This window comes from Vibrio sp. 661 (genome assembly GCF_033339315.1).
GTDB classification, from domain to species: Bacteria; Pseudomonadota; Gammaproteobacteria; order Enterobacterales; family Vibrionaceae; genus Vibrio; species Vibrio alginolyticus.
The window spans coordinates 1-25,405 of record NZ_JAWOUJ010000017.1; the positions used below are offsets into that span (position 1 = coordinate 1).

26 protein-coding genes and 1 tRNA gene are annotated in these 25,405 nt (G+C 45.6%); 7 read left to right on the top strand and 20 right to left on the bottom strand.

The window, feature by feature from the left end:
* Position 1 precedes the first annotated feature (1 nt).
* The 4 genes from R7P69_RS20450 to mutY all read right to left on the bottom strand — a co-directional run bounded on the left by R7P69_RS20450 (position 2) and on the right by mutY (position 2,763).
* Positions 2-77 (bottom strand) — tRNA-Phe (locus tag R7P69_RS20450).
* Positions 78-177: 100 nt separating this feature from the next.
* Entirely contained in the window at positions 178-1,317 is a 1,140-nt protein-coding gene (gene mltC, locus R7P69_RS20455; protein WP_005381001.1) for a membrane-bound lytic murein transglycosylase MltC, read from the bottom strand.
* Positions 1,318-1,394: 77 nt separating this feature from the next.
* A complete protein-coding gene (locus tag R7P69_RS20460; protein ID WP_005381002.1) occupies positions 1,395-1,667 on the bottom strand; it encodes an oxidative damage protection protein in 273 nt (90 codons plus the stop codon).
* A gap of 19 nt (positions 1,668-1,686) precedes the next feature.
* Positions 1,687-2,763, bottom strand: coding sequence for an A/G-specific adenine glycosylase (gene mutY / locus R7P69_RS20465; protein WP_213971886.1), 1,077 nt, complete (start codon positions 2,761-2,763; stop codon positions 1,687-1,689).
* Between the two features lie 203 nt (positions 2,764-2,966).
* Here mutY and trmB point away from each other — a divergent pair, with 203 nt between their 5' ends.
* The 3 genes from trmB to glsB all read left to right on the top strand — a co-directional run bounded on the left by trmB (position 2,967) and on the right by glsB (position 5,751).
* Positions 2,967-3,686, top strand: coding sequence for a tRNA (guanosine(46)-N7)-methyltransferase TrmB (trmB, locus tag R7P69_RS20470; protein ID WP_238952120.1), 720 nt, complete (start codon positions 2,967-2,969; stop codon positions 3,684-3,686).
* A 17-nt stretch (positions 3,687-3,703) separates the two neighbouring features.
* Positions 3,704-4,732, top strand: a complete 1,029-nt coding sequence (locus R7P69_RS20475) for a TRM11 family SAM-dependent methyltransferase (protein ID WP_053304146.1) — start codon at positions 3,704-3,706, stop codon at positions 4,730-4,732.
* A 98-nt stretch (positions 4,733-4,830) separates the two neighbouring features.
* Positions 4,831-5,751 (top strand): glutaminase B, encoded by a 921-nt coding sequence (glsB, locus tag R7P69_RS20480; RefSeq protein WP_005381007.1) that lies wholly within the window; start codon positions 4,831-4,833, stop codon positions 5,749-5,751.
* A gap of 90 nt (positions 5,752-5,841) precedes the next feature.
* Here the strand turns inward: glsB and hemW are convergent, their stop codons facing one another.
* The 7 genes from hemW to R7P69_RS20515 form a co-directional block, all read right to left on the bottom strand.
* Entirely contained in the window at positions 5,842-7,020 is a 1,179-nt protein-coding gene (gene hemW / locus R7P69_RS20485; protein ID WP_017635577.1) for a radical SAM family heme chaperone HemW, read from the bottom strand.
* Between the two features lie 18 nt (positions 7,021-7,038).
* The gene (locus R7P69_RS20490) at positions 7,039-7,641 is read right to left on the bottom strand and encodes an XTP/dITP diphosphatase (RefSeq protein WP_005381009.1); all 603 of its coding nucleotides are present in this window, start codon (positions 7,639-7,641) and stop codon (positions 7,039-7,041) included.
* A 118-nt stretch (positions 7,642-7,759) separates the two neighbouring features.
* Positions 7,760-8,191, bottom strand: coding sequence for a DUF4426 domain-containing protein (locus tag R7P69_RS20495; RefSeq protein WP_005381010.1), 432 nt, complete (start codon positions 8,189-8,191; stop codon positions 7,760-7,762).
* 129 nt (positions 8,192-8,320) lie between these two features.
* A complete protein-coding gene (gene yggU / locus R7P69_RS20500) occupies positions 8,321-8,611 on the bottom strand; it encodes a DUF167 family protein YggU (protein WP_005393980.1) in 291 nt (96 codons plus the stop codon).
* Entirely contained in the window at positions 8,611-9,168 is a 558-nt protein-coding gene (locus R7P69_RS20505) for a YggT family protein (protein ID WP_005381012.1), read from the bottom strand. Before R7P69_RS20505 ends, yggU begins: the two co-directional genes overlap by 1 nt.
* Before the next feature lie 52 nt (positions 9,169-9,220).
* On the bottom strand, positions 9,221-10,039 hold the full coding sequence (gene proC / locus R7P69_RS20510; protein WP_054579062.1) for a pyrroline-5-carboxylate reductase: 819 nt from the start codon (positions 10,037-10,039) through the stop codon (positions 9,221-9,223).
* A gap of 159 nt (positions 10,040-10,198) precedes the next feature.
* Positions 10,199-10,900 (bottom strand): YggS family pyridoxal phosphate-dependent enzyme, encoded by a 702-nt coding sequence (locus tag R7P69_RS20515; protein ID WP_005384521.1) that lies wholly within the window; start codon positions 10,898-10,900, stop codon positions 10,199-10,201.
* A gap of 28 nt (positions 10,901-10,928) precedes the next feature.
* Here R7P69_RS20515 and R7P69_RS20520 point away from each other — a divergent pair, with 28 nt between their 5' ends.
* Both R7P69_RS20520 and R7P69_RS20525 read left to right on the top strand, forming a co-directional pair.
* Positions 10,929-11,969, top strand: a complete 1,041-nt coding sequence (locus R7P69_RS20520; RefSeq protein WP_005381015.1) for a type IV pilus twitching motility protein PilT — start codon at positions 10,929-10,931, stop codon at positions 11,967-11,969.
* Between the two features lie 30 nt (positions 11,970-11,999).
* Positions 12,000-13,106 (top strand): PilT/PilU family type 4a pilus ATPase, encoded by a 1,107-nt coding sequence (locus R7P69_RS20525; protein ID WP_005381016.1) that lies wholly within the window; start codon positions 12,000-12,002, stop codon positions 13,104-13,106.
* A 62-nt stretch (positions 13,107-13,168) separates the two neighbouring features.
* Here R7P69_RS20525 and ruvX read toward each other — a convergent pair whose 3' ends face one another.
* The 8 genes from ruvX to metK all read right to left on the bottom strand — a co-directional run bounded on the left by ruvX (position 13,169) and on the right by metK (position 19,896).
* Positions 13,169-13,594 carry a Holliday junction resolvase RuvX gene (gene ruvX, locus R7P69_RS20530; protein ID WP_005381017.1) on the bottom strand — a complete coding sequence of 142 codons (426 nt, stop codon included), beginning with the start codon at positions 13,592-13,594 and terminating at the stop codon, positions 13,169-13,171.
* A gap of 35 nt (positions 13,595-13,629) precedes the next feature.
* A complete protein-coding gene (locus R7P69_RS20535; protein ID WP_005381020.1) occupies positions 13,630-14,193 on the bottom strand; it encodes a YqgE/AlgH family protein in 564 nt (187 codons plus the stop codon).
* A gap of 128 nt (positions 14,194-14,321) precedes the next feature.
* Positions 14,322-15,272 carry a glutathione synthase gene (gene gshB / locus R7P69_RS20540; RefSeq protein ID WP_005381021.1) on the bottom strand — a complete coding sequence of 317 codons (951 nt, stop codon included), beginning with the start codon at positions 15,270-15,272 and terminating at the stop codon, positions 14,322-14,324.
* Between the two features lie 13 nt (positions 15,273-15,285).
* Positions 15,286-16,017 carry a 16S rRNA (uracil(1498)-N(3))-methyltransferase gene (gene rsmE / locus R7P69_RS20545; RefSeq protein WP_053304141.1) on the bottom strand — a complete coding sequence of 244 codons (732 nt, stop codon included), beginning with the start codon at positions 16,015-16,017 and terminating at the stop codon, positions 15,286-15,288.
* 113 nt (positions 16,018-16,130) lie between these two features.
* The gene (gene endA, locus R7P69_RS20550; RefSeq protein WP_053306786.1) at positions 16,131-16,826 is read right to left on the bottom strand and encodes a deoxyribonuclease I; all 696 of its coding nucleotides are present in this window, start codon (positions 16,824-16,826) and stop codon (positions 16,131-16,133) included.
* A gap of 150 nt (positions 16,827-16,976) precedes the next feature.
* Positions 16,977-17,474 (bottom strand): SprT family zinc-dependent metalloprotease, encoded by a 498-nt coding sequence (locus tag R7P69_RS20555; RefSeq protein ID WP_005381025.1) that lies wholly within the window; start codon positions 17,472-17,474, stop codon positions 16,977-16,979.
* A 68-nt stretch (positions 17,475-17,542) separates the two neighbouring features.
* Positions 17,543-18,340, bottom strand: a complete 798-nt coding sequence (locus R7P69_RS20560; RefSeq protein WP_053306785.1) for a DUF2189 domain-containing protein — start codon at positions 18,338-18,340, stop codon at positions 17,543-17,545.
* A 401-nt stretch (positions 18,341-18,741) separates the two neighbouring features.
* Complete coding sequence (gene metK, locus R7P69_RS20565; protein WP_005381027.1) at positions 18,742-19,896, bottom strand: methionine adenosyltransferase; 1,155 nt, start codon at positions 19,894-19,896, stop codon at positions 18,742-18,744.
* A gap of 315 nt (positions 19,897-20,211) precedes the next feature.
* On the opposite strand from metK, the gene tkt reads away from it, so the two are divergent.
* Positions 20,212-22,206: a transketolase gene (gene tkt / locus R7P69_RS20570; protein WP_005381028.1), complete on the top strand. Its 1,995-nt coding sequence runs from the start codon at positions 20,212-20,214 to the stop codon at positions 22,204-22,206.
* Between the two features lie 91 nt (positions 22,207-22,297).
* On the opposite strand, the gene R7P69_RS20575 is transcribed toward tkt, so the two are convergent.
* The gene (locus R7P69_RS20575) at positions 22,298-23,191 is read right to left on the bottom strand and encodes a LysR family transcriptional regulator (protein ID WP_053306784.1); all 894 of its coding nucleotides are present in this window, start codon (positions 23,189-23,191) and stop codon (positions 22,298-22,300) included.
* A gap of 140 nt (positions 23,192-23,331) precedes the next feature.
* On the opposite strand from R7P69_RS20575, the gene R7P69_RS20580 reads away from it, so the two are divergent.
* On the top strand, positions 23,332-25,290 hold the full coding sequence (locus R7P69_RS20580; protein WP_053306783.1) for a ligand-gated channel protein: 1,959 nt from the start codon (positions 23,332-23,334) through the stop codon (positions 25,288-25,290).
* The last annotated feature ends 115 nt before the right edge of the window (positions 25,291-25,405 follow it).

The following is a 25,405-nucleotide window of genomic DNA, read 5'->3' on the forward strand; positions in this document are numbered from 1 at the left end:
GTGGTGCCCGGAGGCGGAATCGAACCACCGACACGAGGATTTTCAATCCTCTGCTCTACCGACTGAGCTATCCGGGCAACGGAGCGCTATTAAACGGATTTTCCCGCGTTGCGTCAACCACTTTTTTTAAATAATTTCAAAAAAGTGGTTGTTCGAACGCTTTTTATTCAACTGTCACTACAAAGTTTGCTTCGAGTTAAATTCCTTTTTGAAATTTGTAACTTTTTCTAGGTAGCGACGCGCTTCTGCGTTCGGGTGTTTCTTGGTTAACGCCCAATAAACTTGGTTGGGTTGCAATGAATTAAGATCTTGCATTGCGCGTTTGCGATCACTGCGATGAAATGTGTTTAAAACTCCTCCAGTACCGCCATTGTAAGCTGAAATCATGCTGTACTCGAGAGAGGTAGGGTGGCGGACTTCTCTTAAATAACGATTTTTTAAGATATAGAAATACGCAGTACCAGTATCTATGTTGTTTTCTGGATTAAACAAATATTCAGGGCTTGGTTGGCCCGAGCGCTTTTTCACGAGTTTGAACACATCTCGTCCCGCTGTTTTAGGTACAACTTGCATTAGGCCATATGCATTTGCCCAACTTACCGCGTATGGGTTGAAACTGCTCTCGGTTTTAATAATGGCGTATATCAAGTCTTCTGGAATGTCGTATTTCTTGGAAGCTCGACGCACGATATCGGCGTATTGGTAGCTGCGAGTTGAAAAGTGGTCTTCAACCATGGGAATTTCGACGTAATACGCTTTCTTGAAATCTACATTTTTGGTTTTTATTTTATTTGCGATGAGGTATTCCGCAAATCGGTTTGCCCGCCAAGACCATTGAATTGGCTTATTGTCTTGGTCGACAACTTGTTTATACAGGAATGGTTGCCCCTCTAACGTGATACCTTTAGAGGAGAATAAGTCGACGTGAGCGGGATCGTCTGGTGTTAATAAGGTGGTGACAATCGCGTCTTTTAGGTGTTTTTGGGGCTCTGTCGGTGATACGGTCTCTATCGTGATCACGCCTTTGCGAAAGTCGACCTCGGCGCGGCTAAGGTAGTTATCGATGTACTTAACGTAATTACTCTTGCCTGCGTACTTGATTTCTTTTTTACCCCAGCGCTTTTGAATATTGCCTGAAAAGCTATTGATTAAGGCATCTAGCGCCGCAGTATCTTTTTCAAATTGTCCTGGTAGCTCAGCTAAGTTATTGGCAAAACGGTTTGTTGGCTCGTAGTTGACGTCATAAATCTTTTCGACGAATTCACGGCTACAGCCTGCCATTAAAAGTGCGGCAGCAATAAAGACAATTTTTTTCATAAGTATCAGAGTTATTGAAGGTAATAGAAAAATGACACCACAAATGGTTGTGATGTCATTGTTTAACTCAAGCGACTTTATTCGCTCGGCGGTGTGTAACCTTCGATATGAACGTCTTTTCCTTCAAAGAGGAAATTTACCATTTCTGTTTCGATCAGTTTGCGGTGTTCTGGATCCATCATGTTGAGTTTCTTCTCGTTGATCAACATGGTTTGTTTGTGTTGCCACTGAGCCCACGCTTCTTTCGAGATGTTGTCGAAAATGCGTTTACCTAGTTCACCAGGGTAAAGTTGAAAGTCTAGACCTTCGCCTTCTTTCTTTAGTCGAGCACAAAATACAGTGCGGCTCATAATGACTCCTTGTATTCAATTAACGAAGTTCGTGGGGTAGCGTTTCCAGCAATAGTTTTACTGGCGCGGCTAAACCGACTTCTTCAGGTTTAGATAAGTTATACCAAAGACCTTTGTTGCCTTCCATTATCACGTCCGGTTGCTTTGATAAATCAATCAAAATTGGCGTGATATCTAGGTGGTAATGGCTGAATGTATGACGAAAGGTAATCAGTGTTTGCTGCTGTTTGATATTGCTGGCTTGAATGCCGCGTTGATCCAGTAGCAATTCAATGTCGCTTTCTGCATCCACATGTTCGGTTTGTGGGAAGCAGAATAAGCCACCCCAAATGCCTGTTTGTGGTCTTTGCTCTAACCACACCTCATGACCATTTTCGGTGTTGTGGTGAAGCATCACGAAACGAGTTTGCTTGATTGGTTTATCTTTCTTCGGTTTTTTGCCCGGGTAGTCGAGCACATTACCTTGTTGTTTTGCCACACACAGGTCAGCAACAGGGCAGAGGCTACATTTGGGTTTGCTGCGAGTGCAGACCATTGCGCCCATGTCCATCATTGCCTGGTTATACTTATCTACATCCGTTTGTGGGGTATGCGTTTCGGCAATTTCCCACAGCTGGTTTTCAACCTTTTTTTGTCCTGGCCATCCTGCAACTGCGAAACAGCGGGATAGGGTGCGCTTCACGTTACCATCAAGAATCGCGTGTGGTTGTTTATACACAGACGATAAAATGGCGGCAGCAGTAGAGCGACCAATCCCCGGTAGGGCGTTCATTTTCTCTATATCAAGAGGAAACTCACCATTGTATGTAGAGGCGACCTCTTGTGCTGCTTTGTGAAGGTTACGGGCTCGGGCGTAATACCCTAAGCCAGTCCAAAGGTGTAGGACTTCATCTTGCTCAGCATTGGCAAGATCGACCACGGTTGGAAAGCGCTCCAAGAAACGTTGGTAATACGGAATAACCGTAGTGACCTGAGTTTGCTGAAGCATAATTTCAGACAACCAGACACTGTATGCGGTCTTATTTTGTTGCCACGGAAGATCTTTTCTTCCATATGCGTCATACCATTCTAGGATGGCACTGGCGAAAGGTGTCACGACTTGCTCTGTATTCTATTATTGGTTAGGTGCAAAATTGCACCACATAATGGGCAAGAAGTACAACGGATAAACAGTAGGGATATAAAGAGGTGTTTCGTTGCTTTTGGGTTGCCATAGACCAAGAGCTCAACAAATACTTGCACCTAAGTAAATTCTTTGGATAATCCCCGCTTTGATTAATCAATGTGCAGGCAAAATCAATGAGTGAAGTAACCACTAACGAATACAACGAAGACGGAAAGCTGATCCGCAAAATCCGCAGCTTTGTACGCCGTGAAGGGCGTTTGACTAAAGGTCAAGAGAGCGCGATGAATGAATGCTGGCCTACGATGGGTATTGACTTCAAAGCTGAACTTCTCGATTGGAAAGAGGTATTTGGCAACGATAACCCAGTAGTGCTTGAGATCGGTTTTGGTATGGGTGCTTCATTGGTTGAAATGGCAAAGAACGCGCCAGAGAAAAACTTCATCGGTATCGAAGTTCATAGCCCAGGCGTTGGTGCTTGTCTTGCCGATGCTCGCGAAGCGGGAATTACTAACCTGCGTGTAATGTGTCACGATGCGGTAGAAGTATTCGAACACATGATCCCAAATAGCAGCTTATCGACACTGCAATTGTTCTTCCCAGACCCTTGGCATAAGAAGCGTCACCACAAGCGTCGTATTGTTCAATTAGGTTTTGCGGAAATGGTGCGTGAGAAGCTTATCCCTAATGAAGGTATTTTCCACATGGCGACCGACTGGGAAAACTACGCAGAGCACATGATTGAAGTGATGAACCAAGCGCCAGGTTTCGAAAACATTGCTAAAGATGGTGATTTCGTTCCTCGTCCAGACGATCGCCCGCTAACGAAGTTTGAAGCTCGTGGTCACCGTCTTGGTCACGGTGTTTGGGATATCAAATATAAGCGTATTGCGTAACCAGAGGAGTTCATGGGATGTACCATTACGCGATATTAGCGAATCCGGGTCATAACCGAATTTACTTTGATAGCGCAATGACCATTGCCTGTTCTGAGCTAAAAGCAATTTTAGCTTCACAAGGCGTGGATGTGACAGAAATTGGTAGTAAAGACGTTGGCTTACCTGCTGCGTTGGTGTTTTCTTGTCAGGAAGCGCTAACCGATGAGCAGGCGCGAAGAATCGCAGCCTCTTCGATTTACTATGCGCTATTTGAAGTGCGCGAAGATGGTTTACTTCGACCAGTTCAATCGCCCGTATTTAACACTTTCCCGGAAAGTATGAGTCAGATTTTGCGCTACACCGGGAAAACAAACGAGCAGTTTACCCGTTTGATGGTGAATATCGGCATTAGTGCGTCCAATACGGGAAGTGAACAACTGACCTTAATGGATCCAATGTGTGGTAAAGGTACAACCTTATTTGAAGGCTTGATCCACGGTTTGAACGTGGTAGGGGTTGAGATCAACGCCAAGTGGGTGCAAGAGATCCAGACCTTTATTGTTAAGTTCATGAAGAATGGCCGCTTTAAGCACAAAGTGAGCAAAGAAAAGCGCACTGCGGGTGGCAAGAAAGTGGCGGATGGTTTCGTGGTTGAAGCTGCAGCAAATAAAGAAGATTACAACCAAGGCAATCTTCAGTTTATGAAGCTGTATTCGGCTGATACTCGTATCGCTGATCAAGTCGTGAAAAAGAACTCAGTTGATGTGATGGTGTCTGACTTGCCTTATGGCGTGCAGCACGGCAGCAAAAATGCCAAGGACAGCAAACTGAACCGTAGTCCACTAGAGCTTTTAAAAGAGGCTCTGCCTGCATGGAAAGTGGTATTGAAAAAGCAAGGTTCAGTGGTGTTGTCTTTCAATGAATTCACATTGAAATGGAAAGATGTCGCGGCATTATTTGAAGAGCAAGGTTGGAAGGTACTTTCAGAAGAGCCTTACATCGGTTATCTTCACCGTGTTGATCAATCTATCAACCGCAATATTATTGTGGCAGTAAAACCATAATCGACTTGAGTCGAACGAACCCTATGGAAAAGCCAACGACACGTTGGCTTTTTTTACCTCTGAGCTCAACGAGTTCTCTTGTAAATAGAAGGTAGAGAATGAAACCGACAGTGGAAATTTTGACAGATATTTTGGCGGAAGTACGCCCTTTAATCGGCCAAGGTAAAGTGGCTGATTACATTCCTGCTCTGGCAAAAGTACCCAGCAACAAGTTAGGTATTGCGGTATACACCAACGAAGGTGAGGTTATTAAGGCGGGTGATGCCGATGAACCTTTCTCTATCCAATCTATTTCAAAAGCATTGAGCTTGACGTTAGCGATGTGCTTGTACAAGCAAGAAGAAATTTGGTCTCGAGTGGGAAAAGAGCCTTCGGGGCAGGCATTTAATTCGCTAATCCAGCTAGAAATGGAGCAAGGTATTCCTCGTAATCCATTTATAAATGCTGGAGCGATAGTAGTGGCAGATTTGTTACAAACTCGCTTATCTGCACCTCGTCAGCGCCTGTTGGAATTTGTGCGTCAGCTTTCTGGTGATACCCATATTGTGTATGACAAAGTCGTTGCGGCATCCGAAATGATGCATGGTGATCGTAATGCGGCGATTGCATATCTCATGCGTTCGTTTGGCAACTTCGAAAATGAAGTGATTCCAGTACTACAAAATTACTTCCACGCTTGTGCGCTGAAGATGAGTTGCGTCGATTTGGCTAAAACGTTTAGCTATTTAGCAAACAAGGGCACATCGGTACAAACGGGTAAGCCTGTAGTTTCTCCTGTGCAAACCAAACAACTTAATGCACTGTTAGCAACGTGTGGCTTGTATGATGGCGCGGGCGAGTTTGCTTATCGCGTTGGTATGCCTGGTAAGTCTGGTGTTGGTGGTGGCATTATCGCGGTAGTACCTGGTGAAATGACCATTTCAGTATGGTCTCCAGAGCTTGATCCTTCAGGTAACTCGCTTGCGGGTACTAAGGCGCTTGAGCTGCTCTCAGAGCGAATTGGCCGTTCAATTTTCTAATGTTAGAAATGTGTCAACCTTATTTAGGACGGCACAGTTTCTAAATAAAAAGCCTCTCAATTGAGAGGCTTTTTTTGTTTTGGGGTTGCGTTACTCTTCGCTTTCTTCGGCCATAAAGGCTTCGAGCAAATCATTGAGGAAGAGCTTCCCTTTTTCAGTAATTTGCCAGTGGGTAGGCGTTTCACTCAGGTAGCCCATTTCTATCGCCCAGCTGATGGTTTCTTGAATCGTACTAAGTGGTAAGCCCGTGGTGTCCACGTAATCTTGCTTCGGACAGGCTTCGATTAAGCGGAATCGGTTCATAAAGAACTCGAATGGACGATCTTCATCCGCGACGACATGTTCCGTATGCAGATAAGGTTTGACCATATTTTGATAAGCCGCTAAATAGCCTCGCGGGTGTTTTACCTTTGTCGTTCGAATAATACGTCCGTCGGTAAAACTGAGTTTGCCATGAGAGCCACAACCGATACCAAGGTAATCACCAAAGCGCCAGTAGTTGAGGTTGTGCTGACACTGATAGCCCGGCTTGCTGTAACCGGAGATTTCATATTGCACATAACCCGCGGCTGCAAGTTTTTGGTGTCCGAGCTCGAAAATATCCCACAAGTCATCATCGTCAGGTAGCGTTGGTGGCTTGTAGTAGAACATGGTGTTTGGTTCGATGGTCAGCTGATACCAAGACAAGTGCGGCGGTGCCAACTCAATCGCTTTGTCCAAATCTGCCAAGGCTTGTTCGATGCTTTGATCAGGTAAGCCGTGCATGAGATCGAGGTTAAAACTGTTCAAACCGATTTGGTGCGCCAGCTTAGCAGCATTGACGGCTTCGTCTTGGCCGTGAATGCGCCCCAAACGCTCAAGCTTTTGTTGCTCAAAGCTTTGCACGCCGATAGAGATACGCGTTACCCCGGCTTTACGGTAGCCAACAAAACGCTCTGCTTCGATGGTGCCTGGGTTCGCTTCCATGGTTATTTCGATTTCAGGCTTGAACGGAATACGCGCTTCAATGCCCTTAAGTAGACGCTCGATGCCTTCTGCCGAAATCAAACTCGGCGTACCACCACCAATGAAGATTGAATGCAGTGGACGTGGCGCTTCGTTAAGTCGGTATTTCTCAATGTCGGTATCCAAATCTTCTAAAAGGGCACTGATGTACTCTTCTTCTGGAATCTCGGTTTTGAGCGCGTGAGAGTTAAAGTCGCAATACGGGCACTTTTGCACACACCACGGGATGTGTACATACAAGCTGAGTGCTGGGGGCGTTAACATGGTCTAATTCGCTCGTGATTACTGAGACACTTGCTCAGACAGTTGAGCAAACAACGACTTGAGCGCTTTACCGCGGTGAGACAGTTGTTTTTTACGTGCAGGTTCAAGTTCGGCTGACGCACAGTTGTCTTCAGGAACAAAGAAGATTGGGTCGTAGCCAAAACCATTTTCACCGTGAGCTTCAGTTAGAATGCGACCTTCCCATTTACCGTGGCAGACGATAGGCGTTGGGTCGTTCTCGTGACGCATGAGGACTAATACACAGTGGAAACGTGCTGTACGCTCTGCTTCTGGTACGCCTTCCATTGCCGCTAGCAATTTTTCTAGATTCTCTTGATCAGATGCGCTCTCGCCTGCGTAACGTGCAGAGTAAATGCCCGGAGCGCCTTTTAAGAAATCGACTTCTAATCCAGAGTCGTCTGCAATGGCAGGAAGCCCTGTTTCTTGTGCGGCATGGCGAGCTTTAATGATTGCGTTTTCAATGAAAGTTGTACCCGTTTCAGCTACTTCCGATACATTGAATTCACTTTGCGCTAATACTTCAAAGCCGAAGTCAGACAATAAATCTGCCATTTCACGAACTTTGCCTTGGTTACCAGTTGCTAGCACAATTTTTTTCATGGGAATCTCTTTTAATAGTGATAGAGGAGAACAAATCGTTCTCCTCTAGATATTCTTTAACTAATAAGTGGTTTTTAGCCTGCTTAGATCCAAAAGCTTTTGGAACATCACAACCCAATTACTCTTCAACATAAAACTTCTGGGTGAATTTAAGCTTACCTGAGCCTTTGTTTCCAGCTTTTACGTCAATATCGAAAGTAAAAGTTTCTTCGTGGGTAATTGGCAGTTCGGCTAAATAGTATATCGCATTGCCTTCTTTGACTTCACGAAAGGTCAAGGTCTGAGTTTGGCCGATAAGGTTCTTCGCGCGTCCAGCAATTTTTGCTTCTAATGCTGGCTTACCCAATGAAGCTCTATCTAACACGCTAATATTAACCACAGCGAGGTATCCATTACGTTTGATATCGTAGCTACGTGCGACTTTGGGTGTTAGGAATGTTGAGTTAAACGCGACATAGTGTACTTCGATATCTTTCATATTTTTAAACTGATCGGCGAAGCTTGGTAACGACAACAGGCTAATCAGTAATGCGGTAATCCATTTGCTCATTGTTACTTCCTCAAAGCACTTGTTATAAAACAACCATAGCTGCAATTTTACCTTGATCAGGGGGGTAAAAAATGCGTACTCAGTCGTTGGTATTAGTAAGTGTGGTACAAAATCGTAAATAAAAAGCCATCATAAGATGGCTTTAATTTCTGTCGGTATCTGGGTAGGCGATTCTATCCGAATTTGTTTGTGCCGTCCTAATTCACCTTTTTCTATGTGAACCAAGCCCTTAGCGATTTTAAACTGCTTGGCTAAGAACTTAGTTAGGTGTGCATTAGCTTTGCCATCGACAGGTGGAGCAGTAATGGCGATTTTTAGCTCTTCACCATGCAAGCCAACGATTTTATCGCGGCTAGCTTTAGGTTGAATATAGAGCTTCAGGATGATGTCCTCACCATCTTGCCAAACTGCAGCTGACATTATAGCTGGAACCAAATTGGACCAATGATATCGCCCATTAAGAAGTTCGCGAACTGCAAGCCGATAAATAACACCAGTACGCTTAAATCAAGACCACCAATAGCCGGAAGAATACGACGGATTGGAGCGCACATTGGCTCGGTCAGTTGATGGAATACGTACTCGATAGGGCTGCGGCCTTGGCTTACCCAGCTCAAAATTGCACGGATCAATAGTACCCAGAACAATAGGCCACCTGCGGCTTTGATTAATGATAATAAGCCCAAGAATAAGAAGTCAGCGCTGAAAGAGACGGAACCGTTCGAAGCTATTAGGATAAGCACGACAAATTTAAGCACACACAACACGTAGGCAAACAACACGGTTGCTAGGTCAATATTCCCCACGGAAGGGATAACGCGGCGCAGTGGACCAATGACCGGCTGAGTCGCTTTTACTATAAATTGCGAGAATGGGTTGTAGAAGTCTGCGCGTGCAGCTTGCAACCAAATTCGCAAAATTACGACCATGATGTACAGGTCAAATAGGGTTGAGATGAGAAAACTCATTGAATTCATAAGGTACCCTTAACAAGTGATGGATGATACTAAACGGAGTTCATCAAAATAATTAAAACAGTTTTTCCATTTCTTCCGCGCGAGCCACAGCAGCTTGCATGGCTTTAGCGACAATATCTGAAAGTTGATGTTCGTTGAATGTACGTAGTGCTTCTGCCGTTGTCCCACCTTTCGATGTCACGTTCTCACGCAGGGTCGATAGCTCAGTTTCTGGGTTGCTAACCACCATACTGGCCGCGCCCAATGCAGCTTGTTGAACCAATAGTCGAGCAGTCTCTTTATCAAAGCCTTGCGCAATCGCTTCTGCTTGCATCGCTTCCATAAACAGGAAGAAGTATGCTGGAGCACTGCCCGCTGCGGCAATCACATTATTGATACCTGACTCTTGCTCAACCCAACATACTTTACCGACCGCTTCCATTAACTCTGCGGCAAAAGCTTTGTCGTGCTCGGTTACATGAATTGGTGCGAATAACCCACTCATACCCAACCCAAGTTGTGATGGCGTATTTGGCATAACACGAACCAAGTTCAATTTGGTGGCTAGCATATCATCCAATCGTGAACAGTTGATGCCTGCGGCAATAGAAATCACCAGTTTATTAGTGAAATCGATCGATTGCAGTGGTTTACAGACATCAGCCATCATTTGCGGTTTTACAGACAATACCACCACATCCGCCTCGGTCGCAGCTTGGATGTTATCGCTGGTGGTACGGATGCCAAAATCTTGTTCTAGCAGAAGGCGGCGAGCCTCTGAAGGAGCTGTCGCGGTAATGTTTTGCGCTGGGTATCCGTTAGCAACCAAGCCTGAAACAATGGCTCTCACCATGTTGCCAGCACCAATGAAGGCGATTTTTTTATGTTCCATTTGTCTGATTTCCATCATGATATTTAGAATTTGTTGTGCGCTCAGGTGTATAATGGCGCCGCTGTTACTTACTGCTCCTATTGGCGAGTAAGATGATTGCGCATTTACGCTCTAACGACTGACGACATAACTTATGTCGCGAGTGAGCGTTTTGTTGATTTAGCTGTAGTCTCGTGCGCCGAAAATAGCGGTTCCAATACGAACCATTGTACTACCAGCTTCGATTGCAGCGGTCATATCACCACTCATTCCCATTGATAATGTATCGATTTCTGGGAACTGTGCTTCGAGTGTTTGCTTCAACGTAGCCAACTTCTGAAATTCACGGAGTTGTGATTCGTAGTCAGACACGTTGGCAGGAATCGACATCAACCCTCTTAAAGTGAGGTTGGGTAGGCGAGAAATCAACTCCGCCAGCTCGAATACTTCCGCTTCAGTGACACCAGACTTAGATGCCTCACCACTGGTGTTAACCTGAATCAGAACTTGTAGCGGTTTAAGTTCGCTTGGCCGCTGATCATTCAGGCGTTGAGCAATCTTGGTTCGATCGATGGTGTGAACCCAATCGAAATGTTCAGCAACAAGTCGCGATTTATTGGATTGAATCGGACCAATGAAGTGCCATTCGATTCGATTATCTGGATAATGCTCGGCAAAGTGCTGAACTTTACTGACGCCCTCTTGAACGTAGTTTTCACCAAAGGCGGTTTGTCCCGCTTGGTAGGCTTCGAGAATTGCCTCGACAGGTTTAGTTTTGCTTACCGCTAGAAGTTGCACTGACTCTGGAGTTCGACCACATTTTTGCTCGTCATATCGAATTTGAGAGGTGATATGTTCAATATTTTGTTGAATACTACTCATAGCTGTACTTTAGACTTAAGGATTTTAAATGGATATCACTGAGTTACTGGATTTTAGTGTAAAACATAATGCCTCGGATCTACATCTTTCTGCAGGTGTCCCACCAATGGTTCGTATTGATGGGGATGTGAGAAAACTAGGCATTCCAGCGTTTACACACCAAGAAGTGCATCGTTTGGTTTTCGAAATCATGAACGATGCCCAGCGCAGTGAGTTCGAAGAAAAACTCGAAGTCGATTTCTCTTTTGAGTTGCATAACGTTGGCCGTTTCCGTGTCAACGCTTTCAACCAATCTCGCGGTTGTGCGGCAGTATTCCGTACCATTCCAAGTAGCATTCCAACTCTGGAAGAGCTAGAAGCGCCAGAGATCTTCAAAAAAATTGCGAACGCTGAAAAAGGCTTAGTTCTGGTCACTGGCCCAACAGGTTCAGGTAAATCGACGACCTTAGCAGCCATTGTTGACTACATTAACCGTAATCACAACAAGCACGTACTCACAATTGAAGATCCGATTGAATTTGTTCACAACAACAATAAATGTTTGATCAACCAGCGTGAAGTTCACCGTGACACCCATAGTTTCCAAAATGCTTTGCGTAGTGCATTGCGCGAAGACCCAGACGTTATTCTGGTTGGTGAGATGCGTGACAAAGAAACCATCAGCCTTGCCTTAACGGCGGCAGAAACCGGTCACCTTGTTTTCGGGACGTTGCACACCAGCTCGGCGGCAAAAACCATTGACCGTATTATCGATGTGTTTCCTGGTAGTGATAAAGATATGGTTCGCTCGATGCTATCTGAGTCCCTTCGTTCGGTTATCGCGCAAAAGCTTCTGAAGCGTAACGGTGGTGGCCGTATTGCATGCCATGAAATTATGATGGCAACGCCTGCGATTCGTAACTTGATCCGCGAAGACAAAGTCGCGCAGATGTATTCGATCATTCAAACAGGTGCGGCTCACGGCATGCAAACCATGGAGCAAAATGCTCGTCAGTTAATGGCGCAAGGCATGGTTGCTCGTGAAGAGGTCGATAGTAAGATCGGATTAGAAGTGCAGCAATTCTCGTAACGTTCATACAGATAATGGTGAATACGGAAGATGGATCTAGATAAATTTCTCGAAGGCATGTTGGCGCTGAAAGCGTCGGATCTTTACATCACGGTTGGAGCGCCAATTCTATTTCGTGTGGATGGCGAATTGCGTCCGCAAGGGGAAAAACTCACCGAGAGTGATGTGGCTGCATTACTCGACAGCGCTATGGAACCAGATCGGCGTCAGGAATTTCGTAAAAGTCGCGAGTCGAATTTTGCCATTGTGAGAGATTGTGGTCGCTTCCGTGTGAGTGCCTTTTTTCAACGCGAGTTACCAGGCGCAGTGATTCGTCGTATTGAAACTAATATTCCTACTTTTGAGCAGTTAAAGTTACCGTTAGTGTTGCAAGATTTGGCGATAGCTAAGCGTGGTTTGGTGCTGGTGGTCGGTGCTACTGGATCGGGTAAATCGACCACCATGGCGGCGATGACAGGCTATCGAAACAGCAATAAAACCGGGCACATTTTGACGGTCGAAGATCCGATCGAGTTCGTGCATGAACACAAGCGCTGTATCGTGACTCAACGTGAAGTTGGGTTAGATACGGAAAGCTATGAAGTTGCGCTTAAAAACTCGCTGCGCCAAGCACCAGATATGATTTTGATTGGTGAGATCCGTAGCCGTGAAACAATGGAATACGCGATGACCTTCGCCGAAACGGGTCACCTGTGTATGGCAACGTTGCACGCCAATAATGCCAACCAAGCTTTAGAGCGCATTCTTCACTTGGTACCGAAAGATCAAAAAGAACAATTCTTGTTCGATTTGTCGATGAACCTAAAAGGCGTGGTTGGTCAGCAGTTGATCCGAGATAAAAATGGGCAGGGACGTCATGGTGTATTTGAGATCTTGCTAAATAGCCCACGTGTGTCGGATTTGATTCGTCGCGGAGATTTACATGAGTTGAAGTCAACCATGGCTCGCTCAAATGAGTTTGGTATGCTGACGTTCGATCAATCTCTCTATAAGTTAGTGATGCAAGGTAAGATCAGCGAAGAGGATGCACTACATAGTGCCGACTCGGCAAATGATCTGCGCTTGATGTTGAAAACGCAGCGTGGTGAAGCATTCTCTACGGGCAGTTTGGCGAACGTTAAGATCGATATGGATTAATCCAATCCAGAAACAAAAAAAGGTTGGCAGGAGCCAACCTTTTTTCATTGTGCTTGAAGTGTTTACTCACCCCAAAGGGCTTCAAACCAGCTTTCTAGAATCACCACTGCTGACTGGCAGTCAACATTACCTTTCGATAGGGCTTTGTAGCCGCCCATGCTGAACAACTCCGCACGAGCTTCTGCAGTAGATAAACGCTCATCATGCAGTTCAACTGGCAATCCGTATCGGCCTTGCAGACGCTTAGCAAATTTTCGTGCTCGAGGGGTTATGGTCTCAAGGTCTTTGCCATGCAGATCGGTCGGTAAACCGACCACTAGCAAATCTGGTTGCCACTCTTTGATTTGCTTTTCGATATCGTCCCAGTTTGGAATACCGTCATTGGCTTTAAAGGCTTTTAATGGGGAAGCTGTACCAGTAATTTCTTGGCCAATAGCGCTACCAATGCTTTTGGTTCCAAAGTCAAAAGCCATAATTGTGCGTGACATAAGGTGTCTCTATCTAATGTAACTGTATATTTGGACTAAGCATGTCCAGAGTCTGCTGAAAGGTGACTTGGGTCGATACCCAGCTTTTCGACCGCTTTCTTCCAACGCTCGTTGATTGGTGTATTAAAGATAATTTCAGGCGTCGCTTCAATGGTGAGCCAAGAGTTTTCGACCAGCTCACTTTCTAATTGGCCTGCACTCCAACCGGAGTAGCCAAGTGCCACTAAGTAATCACTTGGTTCTGCTTCTGTTCCTAACACCGACAGAATATCACGCGAAGTGGTTACCGCGAGGTCATCGGTCATTTGGACGCTGGACTCGTAGTAATCTTTGGGTTTATGCAAAATAAAACCACGATCTTCCGAGATTGGGCCGCCATTGTAGACTGGTCTATCTAGACTGGCTTCAAACAGGCGCGGGTGTACTGGCTGAACTTCCACCTGCTTGAGCATGTTGCCGACGGTGATATCAACAGGAGCATTGATCATCAGCCCCATAGCGCCGTCTTCGTTGTGCTCACAAACGTAGATCACGCTGTTTTGAAAGTACGGATCTTTCATCCCAGGCATGGCAACCAAAAAGTGATTTGTGAGATTCATACTCATATTGACCCTTAACTCTCGTAAATGCCCTTAAGCAAACATCATACAGTTTACCATCTAGGTATGTGCATGAGTTTGCTTAAGTTAATGTACTACGCTCTCTATTAACTGTAATACAGTTTGAGTTATTCGCCTTTTACTCGACGCTCAATCGCATCCATCAGCTTGCCTGTGATTGAGATATCAAAAGCAGCTTCAATTTCGCGAATACAGGTTGGGCTGGTGACGTTGATTTCTGTTAGCTTGTCGCCAATTACGTCAAGGCCAACAAAGATAAGGCCTTTTTCTTTCAGTGTCGGAGCAACGGTTTGCGCAATTTTGAGGTCGGTTTCGCTTAGCGGACGAGCTTCACCAGTACCACCAGCGGCTAGGTTGCCGCGCGTTTCGCCTTTAGCAGGAATGCGTGCTAGACAGTAAGGCATAGGTTCGCCATCTACCACTAAGATACGTTTGTCACCGTTGCTGATATCTGGCACGAAGGTTTGCGCCATTGCGTAGTTTTGACCGTGGTTAGTCAATGTCTCGATGATCACAGAGACGTTTGGATCGTTTTCTTTCACACGGAAGATGGACGCGCCACCCATACCATCAAGCGGTTTCAGGATGACATCACCATGTTTTTCACGAAATTCTTTAATTTTCTCTGCTTTTCGCGTCACGATAGTTGTAGGTGTCAGCTCTGGGAACCATGCTGTAAACAGCTTTTCGTTACAATCACGTAAGCTTTGAGGCTTGTTAACGATCAGTGCACCTTGTTCTTCTGCACGCTCAAGGATGTAAGTCGCGTAGATGTATTCAGTATCAAACGGAGGATCTTTACGCATTAGCACCGCGTCTAGCTCAGACAGTTCGATAGTTTGCTCTGATTTGAACTCGTACCAACCGTTTGGATCTTCTTTTAGTTCCACCACTTTAGTATCTGCAATGGCAACGCCTTGATCGAGATGCAGATCATTCATTTCCATGTAGTGGATTTCATAGCCGCGTCGTTGCGCTTCAAGCATCATGGCAAAGCTAGAGTCTTTTTTGATGTTAATGGACGAGATTGGGTCCATTACTATACCGAGTTTGATCATTATTTTTCTCCGTTTAACCAAGATCGCCGAAACGAACTTGTAAGGCTGTAATTGCTGTCAGAGCCGCTGTTTCGGTGCGCAGAACGCGAGGGCCGAGTAGCGTTTCTTCAAATTGGTATTCTCGAGTCATCTCGATCTCTTCAGACGATAAACCGCCTTCAGGACCGATCAGTAGGCGCACTTTTTCAACCGGGGTTGGCAAAGTGTTGATTGAGTATTTAGCACGAGGGTGAAGGTTAAGCTTTAAACCATCGTACTCTTCTTGACACCACTCTTCCAAGCTCATAATTGGACGAATTTCGGGCACGACATTACGCCCACATTGCTCACAGGCACTGATGGCGATTTTCTGCCATTGCGCGAGTTTTTTCTCAAAACGCTTTTGGTCAAGCTTGACGCCACAACGTTCAGAAATCAGAGGAGTGATGGTATTGACGCCAAGTTCAACAGACTTTTGGATGGTGAACTCCATCTTATCGCCACGTGAAATGACTTGACCAAGGTGCAGATCTAAAGGGGATTCAATACTGTTTTCTACGCGCTCGGTGATGTTAACCAAAACTGATTTCTTGCTGACTTCACTGATAACCGCTGGGAACTCTGCGCCACTGCCGTCAAAAAGGAGAACGTCTTGGCCTTCTTTCATGCGCAAAACACGACCGATATGGCCTGCTGCGTCGTCACTTAAAGCAAGTGAGCCAAGTTGATGAATGGTTTCTGGATGATAAATTCGAGGGGTACGCATGAGATTTCCAGCAAGAGAATAAACTTAAACCCTAACATGGATGCTTTGCACCGAAAAAACAAGGGGCAAGAAGCGTTTCAATATCAGTAATTGAAACGCTTCGAGGTCGGAGGTTACAGTGCGCGGCAGGCTTCTTGAACAAATGGGTTGTGATTGCCCTGTACTTTTGCAATGCGCTCGTCACGCTCACATTCCCATTTATCGACAGGATAGGTTTTGTTCCAAGCACTCATTAATTGCGTTTGCTGCTTCGACAGTTTGAAACCGTACTCTTTGCTCATGTATAGATAGGTACGAGCAATTGAGCCACGCGCACGGTCTGGTGGCATGACTTTACGCTGCTTAAAGTTCACTTGCATCTCACAGCGACCATAACTCACGCCATCCATACCGTTCCATTGGCTGAAGTTGTAGTTCGAACGGTCACCGTTTACTTCACCAATAGCAGGAGTTAGGTTGTGCAAGTCTGCTTCCATCAAACGAAAAGTTTTGTCTTTTTTCTTACAGTTTTTACGTCCGCCATCTTGCCAGCATTGACGCTGGTGGCCAAATTGCCACGCAGGAACAACGTGCTCCCATTCGATTCGTGCAGCCCGTTTTTCTTGTTTACGGACTTGGTAACCGCAAGAGGCTAAATCGGGTAAGCCTTTCTTGCCTTGCCATTGAATGTTACAGCCACAGTAGAAGCTTGTTGGATGGTCTTGATAAATTTTGACCGCCTCACGTTTGGCAGCAGAGAATGAGCTCGGTGGCGCGGCAATCGCAGTGCTAGAAAGCGCGATAAGCAACAGAGAGAGTAAGTATTTCATGATAAAAGTCTTTATAAAGTATGACTTTATTCATGATAACACGCATAAAATAGCTTTAGTGATGAGTAAGTTAACAATAGTTGGCGAAGGGAAGGTTTTGATCAACTCGATCTTTATTTTGGGAACGCAAGTAACACTATGAGGTAAGGGCTACGATAATTGAATACCGGTGAAGTTAAGTGGTTGGCGGCATTTTTGACAAGAGTACGTCGCCTCTTTGCGCAGCACCTTATTATGACGGCGAATCGATAGAGGGTAGGTCATACAACCACAACGATACTCAAAGGTTTTACCTTGAACGGATTTTACTTCAAAGCTGTGAGTGGTTTTGGCTGGTACGTTAAATACGGCTTCCATGACGCCTTTCCATTCTTTACCGTGAGGCCTAACTCGCCCGTAAACCTGATAAGTAATCAGGTGTGCTACTTCATGAGGAATGACTTCATCTAAGAATGCTTGGGTGTTTTCGCGAAATAAAACAGGGTTTAGGCGTACTTGATTTAATTGAAGGTAGGCTTTTCCTGCCGCTTTCCCACGGACGTCGAAGGTGATTGTTGGAATCGGGAAAGAACGTTTGAAAGCTTGTTCCGCCATCGCGATACAGCCCGCCATCACTTGCTTGGCTTTATAGCTGAGTTCTATATCCACAATTCACCTCGATAAATCAAATAAAAAAGCCCCCGCATTTGCGAGGGCTAGATCATAGCATCAGTTAATTATGGTGTGTGTTTTTTCTTGATGGTGGCATGGTAAGCGTGCCATGTACCGTAGCCTAGAATTGGCATGGTAAACAACATTCCGATCCCGTAGGTCGCAAAGCCGATAAGAATACCGCCGCAGATGATCGCTGCCCAAACAATCATTGCTGGAATGTTGCATTTCACGGCATTAAAGCTGGTAAATACAGCGGTCATCATGTCTACGCGACGCTCCATCATGAGCGGAATAGAAAAGGCTGAAATGCTAAACACCACACAAGCCAAAACAAAGCCAACTAAAGAGCCGATGACAAGGAAGGGTAGGAACTCACTTAAAGGTGCCCCTTGAACAGAAGGGTAGAGTGCATGAAGTAGAGCGGCAATGCGCATCCAAAATATCATACACACTGCGAGTAACACGGCGAACGCCCATTGAGATGTTGAGTTACGACCGATCGCTTTCATTGAATGGAACAAGCTTGCTTTGTGTCCGCGCTCTCTCTCCCAACTGGCATCATATAAGCCCAGCGCGAGAAACGGACCAATTAACATGTAAACAATCAAACTGGGCATGACGACTAAGTGTGTGCCTTGCCACTGTACGAGCAAAACAATGCCTATCGCAGCTGCCATAAAACAGATGCCATAGAAAGCACTAATAAGCGGCATTCGCACGAAATCATGCAGACCTAATGCGAGCCAATGAAAAGGTGCAGAAAGATTGACCGTATTGCACGGTATGGTTCTGGCGTATTCGTTGTCTGGCACTTCCTTTCGCTTGTTGTGGAAGTCCGATGGATTAACAGTTCGAGGCATAACTCCTCCTTGATTTATTCCCACATTATCCGCTTATACCAACTGACAGCGGTTTTTGTTCAGTCAAACTTGAAGCGACTTTTTCAAGTTTACATCTGAGCATTGGCTTAGTTTGGTATCGGCCATAAAGATGCCGACTCATGTCTTTACTTAAGTGTTGCTTCCACAGTCGCCAGCATCCGACGTCTCTATTTAAATTGGAGTTAACAATATTTTAACTATTGGCGGAGATGGGATAATTTACAAATAATTGCTTAAAATTTATTCGGTATAAAAATGAGGGAGAAATAGGACTGCTTTGTGGGGCAGGGCGGTATGAGCCGAAATGGCTGGATAAAAGTTGCTGAAAATAAAAAGCCCCCGCCATAGGCGAGGGCTTGATTGATTCTTGCTTGGCTTGATTATTTGATGCCAGCGAAATCGCGTAGAAGTGCAGCTTTGTCTGTCGCTTCCCACGGGAATTCTTCACGACCGAAGTGACCGTAAGCCGCTGTCTTCTTGTAGATAGGTTGAAGAAGGTTAAGCATTTCTTGTAGACCGTATGGACGTAGGTCGAAGAATTGACGAACCGCTTCAATGATGATGTCGTGAGATACTTTCTCAGTACCGAACGTTTCCACCATGATAGACGTTGGATCAGCAACACCGATTGCGTAAGAAAGTTGGATCTCACAACGGTCAGCCATGCCTGCCGCTACGATGTTTTTCGCTACGTAGCGTGCTGCGTATGCTGCACTACGGTCAACTTTTGATGGATCTTTACCAGAAAACGCACCGCCACCGTGACGAGCTGCGCCGCCGTAGGTATCTACGATGATCTTACGACCAGTTAGGCCACAGTCACCCATAGGACCACCGATTACGAAGCGACCGGTTGGGTTAATGAAGAAGTTTGTTTCTTTGTTGATCCACTCAGAAGGTAGCACTGGCTTAATGATCTCTTCCATTACCGCTTCACGCAGGTCTGAAGTTGAGATTGAGTCACAGTGTTGAGTTGAAAGAACAACCGCGTCGATACCAACGATGTTACCTTGATCGTATTGGAATGTTACCTGAGATTTTGCATCAGGACGCAACCAAGGTAGTGTGCCGTTTTTACGAACTTCTGCTTGCTTTTGAACAAGACGGTGAGAGTAAGTAATTGGCGCTGGCATTAGTACTTCAGTTTCGTTACAAGCGTAACCAAACATGATGCCTTGGTCGCCTGCACCTTGTTCTTTAGGGTCAGCTTTATCAACACCTTGGTTGATATCTGGCGACTGTTTACCGATTGTGTTTAGTACCGCACAAGAATCTGCGTCAAAGCCCATATCTGAATGTACGTAGCCGATTTCACGAACGGTTTCACGAGTTAACTCTTCGATGTCTACCCATGCTGAAGTCGTGATTTCACCACCCACCATTACCATACCGGTTTTAACGTAAGTCTCACATGCAACACGAGCCTTTGGATCTTGCTCTAGAATCGCGTCAAGAACCGCATCAGAAATCTGGTCTGCAATTTTATCTGGATGACCTTCTGATACTGACTCAGAAGTAAACAGGTGCTTAGCCATGTTAGCTCCACTATATCTGGTTTAAAACTGGGGAATGATAAACTCTCCAGCGCAAATTAATACTAATTTTTGTAGGTGTATCTACATCTAGACGTCTATTCTAAATTTGATTGCTCGAATTACAAGCTCTTTTTTGGTTTTTGTTATAACCAAACGTTTGCCTGATTTATTGATAATTTTAAGAACTTCGAACGATTTGGCGCGAAAGGTGCAATATTTGTGAGGTTTTGGACTGGAAAACGTTTGCACACCCAACAGGGCTTTGAGAGAATTATGACCTACTTTTCGTTTCGCTTAATGTACTCAGGAGCAGACATGTCGTCTCGTAAACATCTTGCCAATGCAATTCGTGCTCTAAGCATGGATGGTGTTCAACAAGCTAACTCAGGCCACCCAGGCGCACCAATGGGTATGGCTGATATCGCTGAAGTTCTTTGGCGCTCTCACCTAAACCATAACCCTTCAAACCCAGAGTGGGCCGACCGCGATCGCTTTGTGCTGTCAAACGGTCATGGGTCAATGCTTATTTACTCTCTACTGCACTTAAGCGGTTACGAGCTATCTATTGACGATCTGAAAAACTTCCGTCAATTGCACTCAAAAACCCCAGGTCACCCAGAGTACGGCTACGCGCCTGGTATCGAGACAACAACGGGTCCTCTAGGTCAAGGCATCACTAACGCTGTTGGTATGGCGATCGCAGAGAAAGCACTAGCGGCACAGTTCAACAAAGAAGGTCACGATATCGTTGACCACTTTACGTATGTGTTCATGGGTGACGGCTGTCTAATGGAAGGCATCTCGCATGAAGCATGCTCTCTTGCTGGGACGTTAGGTCTAGGCAAACTGATCGCGTTTTGGGATGACAACGGCATTTCTATCGACGGTCACGTTGAAGGCTGGTTCTCTGACGATACACCTAAGCGTTTTGAAGCGTACGGCTGGCATGTAATCCCAGCAGTCGATGGTCACGACTCAGACGCGATCAACGCAGCAATTGAAGCAGCAAAAGCGGACCCACGTCCTACGCTTATCTGTACCAAAACAATTATCGGTTTCGGTTCTCCTAACAAGTCTGGTTCGCACGACTGTCACGGTGCACCACTAGGTCACGATGAGATCCAAGCGGCTCGTGAATACCTAGGTTGGGAGTACGGCCCATTTGAGATCCCGGCAGATGTTTACGCTGAGTGGGATGCAAAAGAAGCGGGCGCCGCGAAAGAAGCAGCTTGGAATGAAAAATTCGAGGCATACGCTGCAGCTTACCCTGCTGAAGCGGCAGAGCTTAAACGACGTCTAAACGGCGAACTTCCTGCACAGTGGGAAGAAAAAGCGAACCAAATCATTGCCGATCTTCAAGCAAACCCAGCGAACATTGCATCACGTAAAGCATCGCAAAATGCACTAGAAGCGTTTGGTCAAATGCTTCCTGAGTTTATGGGTGGTTCTGCTGACCTAGCGCCTTCTAACCTGACCATGTGGTCTGGTTCTAAGTCTCTAGAAACGGAGGACTTCTCTGGCAACTACATCCACTACGGTGTACGCGAATTCGGTATGACTGCTATCATCAACGGTATCGCATTGCACGGTGGTTTCGTTCCTTACGGCGCAACATTCCTAATGTTCATGGAATACGCTCGTAACGCAATGCGTATGGCTGCGCTGATGAAAATTCAGAACATCCAAGTTTACACGCATGATTCGATCGGTCTTGGCGAAGATGGCCCAACTCACCAACCTGTTGAGCAAATGGCGTCTCTACGTGTAACTCCAAACATGAGCACATGGCGCCCATGTGACCAAGTTGAGTCTGCAGTTGCATGGAAACTAGCGATTGAACGTAAAGATGCACCAACTGCACTTATCTTCTCTCGTCAAAACCTAGCGCAACAAGAGCGTACTGCTGAACAAGTCGCAGACATCGCGAAAGGTGCTTACATCCTGAAAGATAGCGAAGGTAAGCCTGAGCTAATCCTTATCGCAACAGGTTCTGAGGTTGAGCTTGCAGTGAAAGCCGCTGAGCAACTAACTTCAGAAGGCAAGAAAGTACGCGTTGTTTCAATGCCATCAACAGACGCATTCGACAAACAAGACGCTGCTTACCGTGAATCTGTACTGCCATCAGACGTAACGGCACGTATCGCTATTGAAGCGGGCATTGCGGATTTCTGGTACAAGTACGTAGGCTTCGACGGTCGCATCATCGGTATGACAACATTCGGTGAATCAGCACCTGCTGGTCAGCTATTCGAGATGTTTGGCTTCACGACTGAAAACGTAGTGAACACAGCTAAAGAATTGCTAGCGTAATTGCAGGACCGTCTAAACAGTCGAACGTAAACGACGATTGTTAAACGCTAAAGTTAGAAAGGCCATCATTATGATGGCCTTTTTATTTTTGTCAGGTTTTCCAACCTTGTGGAATGCTTTGGTGAATGCAGTCTAAAAGTACGGATAAGCGCAGTGGTGGTCGTCCTGCTGGTGTATAGCAGTTAATGGAAATAGGCTCAGAAAGCCAACCTTCTAAGCAAGGTGTGATTCGCCCTGGGTGATGTTTCTCATAGCCGTATGCTGTCCAAGTCGGCAGCAGTCCAATACCATGACCATTCGCGATACTGTCTATTTGCATTGCTATGTTGTCGCTGTATAAGCGACTAACAAAGGGTTCTAAAAAGAACTCACCGTGTTGAGGGTGTGCTAGCATCAATCCATTTTCTTGCACTGAACCAAAATCGATCCATGGATGTGCTTCAAGTTCTTTGGGGTGCGGTATAGGCCCATGTTGTTTTAGATAATTTGGAGAGGCAAAAGGCGTATAGCGAAATACCCCCAGCACTTCTTTTCGCCAGTCTAGCTCTTTACGTTCACCGAGCCAGATGAACAAATCTGGGTCATGATGCGCCTCAGAAAAGTCACTGGTAAGTTGAACTCTAACATCGGGATTATCAGCAAGAAAACGATTGAGTACGCCGCCGAGCCAGCTTCTAACTAAGGCAGTATGACAGACAATATGCAGTGGCCCTGAAACTTGGTTCGTTAAACCTTGCAGTGCATCATAACTCTCTTCGCTTAACTCAAGAATCTGGCGGCTGTAGTGGGCAAAGATTTCTCCAGCTCTTGTCAGAACTAATCGATTACCTTGTCTGGCGGTTAGAGCCTGACCGAAGTCTTCTTCTAATTGTGCCAAGCGACGACTTAGCGTTGATTTTGGCTGATTAAGGGCTTTAGCAGCGGCTGTCAAACTTTTATGCTGATTGAGCGCATCAAAGGCTCTAATTGATGCTAAGTCGTGCATATTTCTTTTACTCCTTACTGCGTTATGTACGAGTTCCATAAATGGAAAGAACCGTTCCATAACTCTCACTATGCATCTCATTCTATTTGTGAATAATTCACTTTCGAAAATAATAATCATTATCAATTATGGAGATGTAGATGTCTACTCTTAGACTGCCAGTTATTACCGCAACTGGTATTTTAGCCTTCGTCAGTGTCCCTCATGTTTTTGCCAATGATGCAGTTTCTAAAATGGAAACAGTGGTTGTAACTGCATCAAGTTATGAGCAATCTCAAGCGGACGCGCCTGCAAGTATTAGTGTGATTTCACGTGAGGAGTTGGACTCCCGTTATTACCGCGATGTGACTGATGCACTAAAAAGTGTGCCAGGTGTTGTCGTGACAGGTGGTGGTGATACCACCGACATTAGTATCCGTGGTATGGGTTCTAAATACACTTTGATACTGGTCGATGGTAAACGTCAAAGTACGCGTGAAACTCGTCCAAATAGTGACGGCCCTGGTATCGAACAAGGTTGGTTACCTCCTCTTCAAGCGATTGAGCGAATCGAAGTTATTCGTGGCCCAATGTCGACGCTTTACGGTTCTGATGCGATTGGTGGTGTGATTAACGTCATCACACGAAAAGATGCGCTAGAGTGGACGGGTAATGTTCAACTGGGCACGGTACTACAAGAGAATAGTCGCTCAGGGGGAGAGCAGAGCGCGAACTTTTTCGTTAATGGTCCGTTGGCTGAAAATTTATCTCTCCAAGTATATGGTCAGTACACAACCAGAGAAGAAGATGACATCGAATACGGTTATGAAGATAAAGATATGCAGAGTATCTCTTCAAAACTGACTTACCAGATTAATGATCGCCACTCGGTGCAATTAGAGGGCGGCACGTCGGCACAAAGTCGTCGTGGCAATGTGGGCCTTTCAGTGCCGACCACAGGGTGTCGTGGTGGGTGTGAAGATTCACTGAATGAATATCGTCGTAATTACGTAACGGTAAGCCACAACGGTGATTGGGATTCGGTGGGAATTTCAGATACTTACTTACAGCGAGAAGAGAGCGAGAACAAATCTCGTGAGATGACGATCACCAACACCACGTTCAAATCGAGCTTGGTGACTGGTATTGGAAACCATACGTTGACGACGGGTGTGGACGCTACTCATGCAGAGCTTGAGGATTTCACCTCCAACAAAGCGTCATCGAAGACTGAAACATCGAATACGCAGTGGGCTGTTTTCATTGAAGATGAATGGAGAATTGCTGATCCGTTTAGCGTTACGCTTGGCGGCCGTCTAGATCATGACGAAAACTATGGCGCGCATTTTAGTCCGCGTGTTTACGGTGTATGGCGAGTTGATCCGTCTTGGACGGTGAAAGGCGGCGTGGCAACAGGTTTCCGTTCTCCACAATTACGTGAAATTACTCCTGGCTGGGCGCAAGTCAGTGGTGGCGGTAATATCTACGGTAACCCAGATCTTGACCCTGAAACGTCGCTAAACAAAGAAATCAGCGTCTTGTATCAAGGTGATTCTGGCTTAGATGTCTCTTTGACTGCGTTCCATAACGAATTCAAAGACAAGATCACACGTGTTGTTTGTCCAGACACTATCTGTACTGATGGCCCAAACCAATGGGGCGCAGATCCAACGTACCGTATTAACGTGGATGAAGCGGTCACACAAGGTATTGAAGCGACCTTAGCATCGCCGTTAACGGAAACCATTTACCTTAGCTCGAGCTACACATTTACCGACTCAGAGCAAAAAACAGGTGAATACAAAGGCATGCCGCTGCAGCAGTTACCAAAGCATCTGTTTAATGTGGATGTGACTTGGCAAACGACAACAGATCTAGAGAGCTGGGCGAAAGTCACGTACCGAGGTAAAGAAATGGATCCGGTTACTGGCCCATCAAGAAACAGTATTGTAGAACCAGCTTATACCTTTGTGGACGCCGGTGTGACATACCAGTTAACCGACAATACTCGTATTAAAGGCGCTATCTATAACTTGCTAGACGAGGAAATCAGTTACGAAGAATACGGATATATTGAAGATGGTCGTCGCTACTGGTTAGGTTTAGACGTCGCATTTTAATTATCTATCGTTGTAATAAGGTCGAGCATAGTCTCGACCTTTTTTAATCCTGCTTTACTGTGATTCAACAGGTGCGTTTGTCAGCCTGATCAGGTAGTATCTGTGACACGAAATT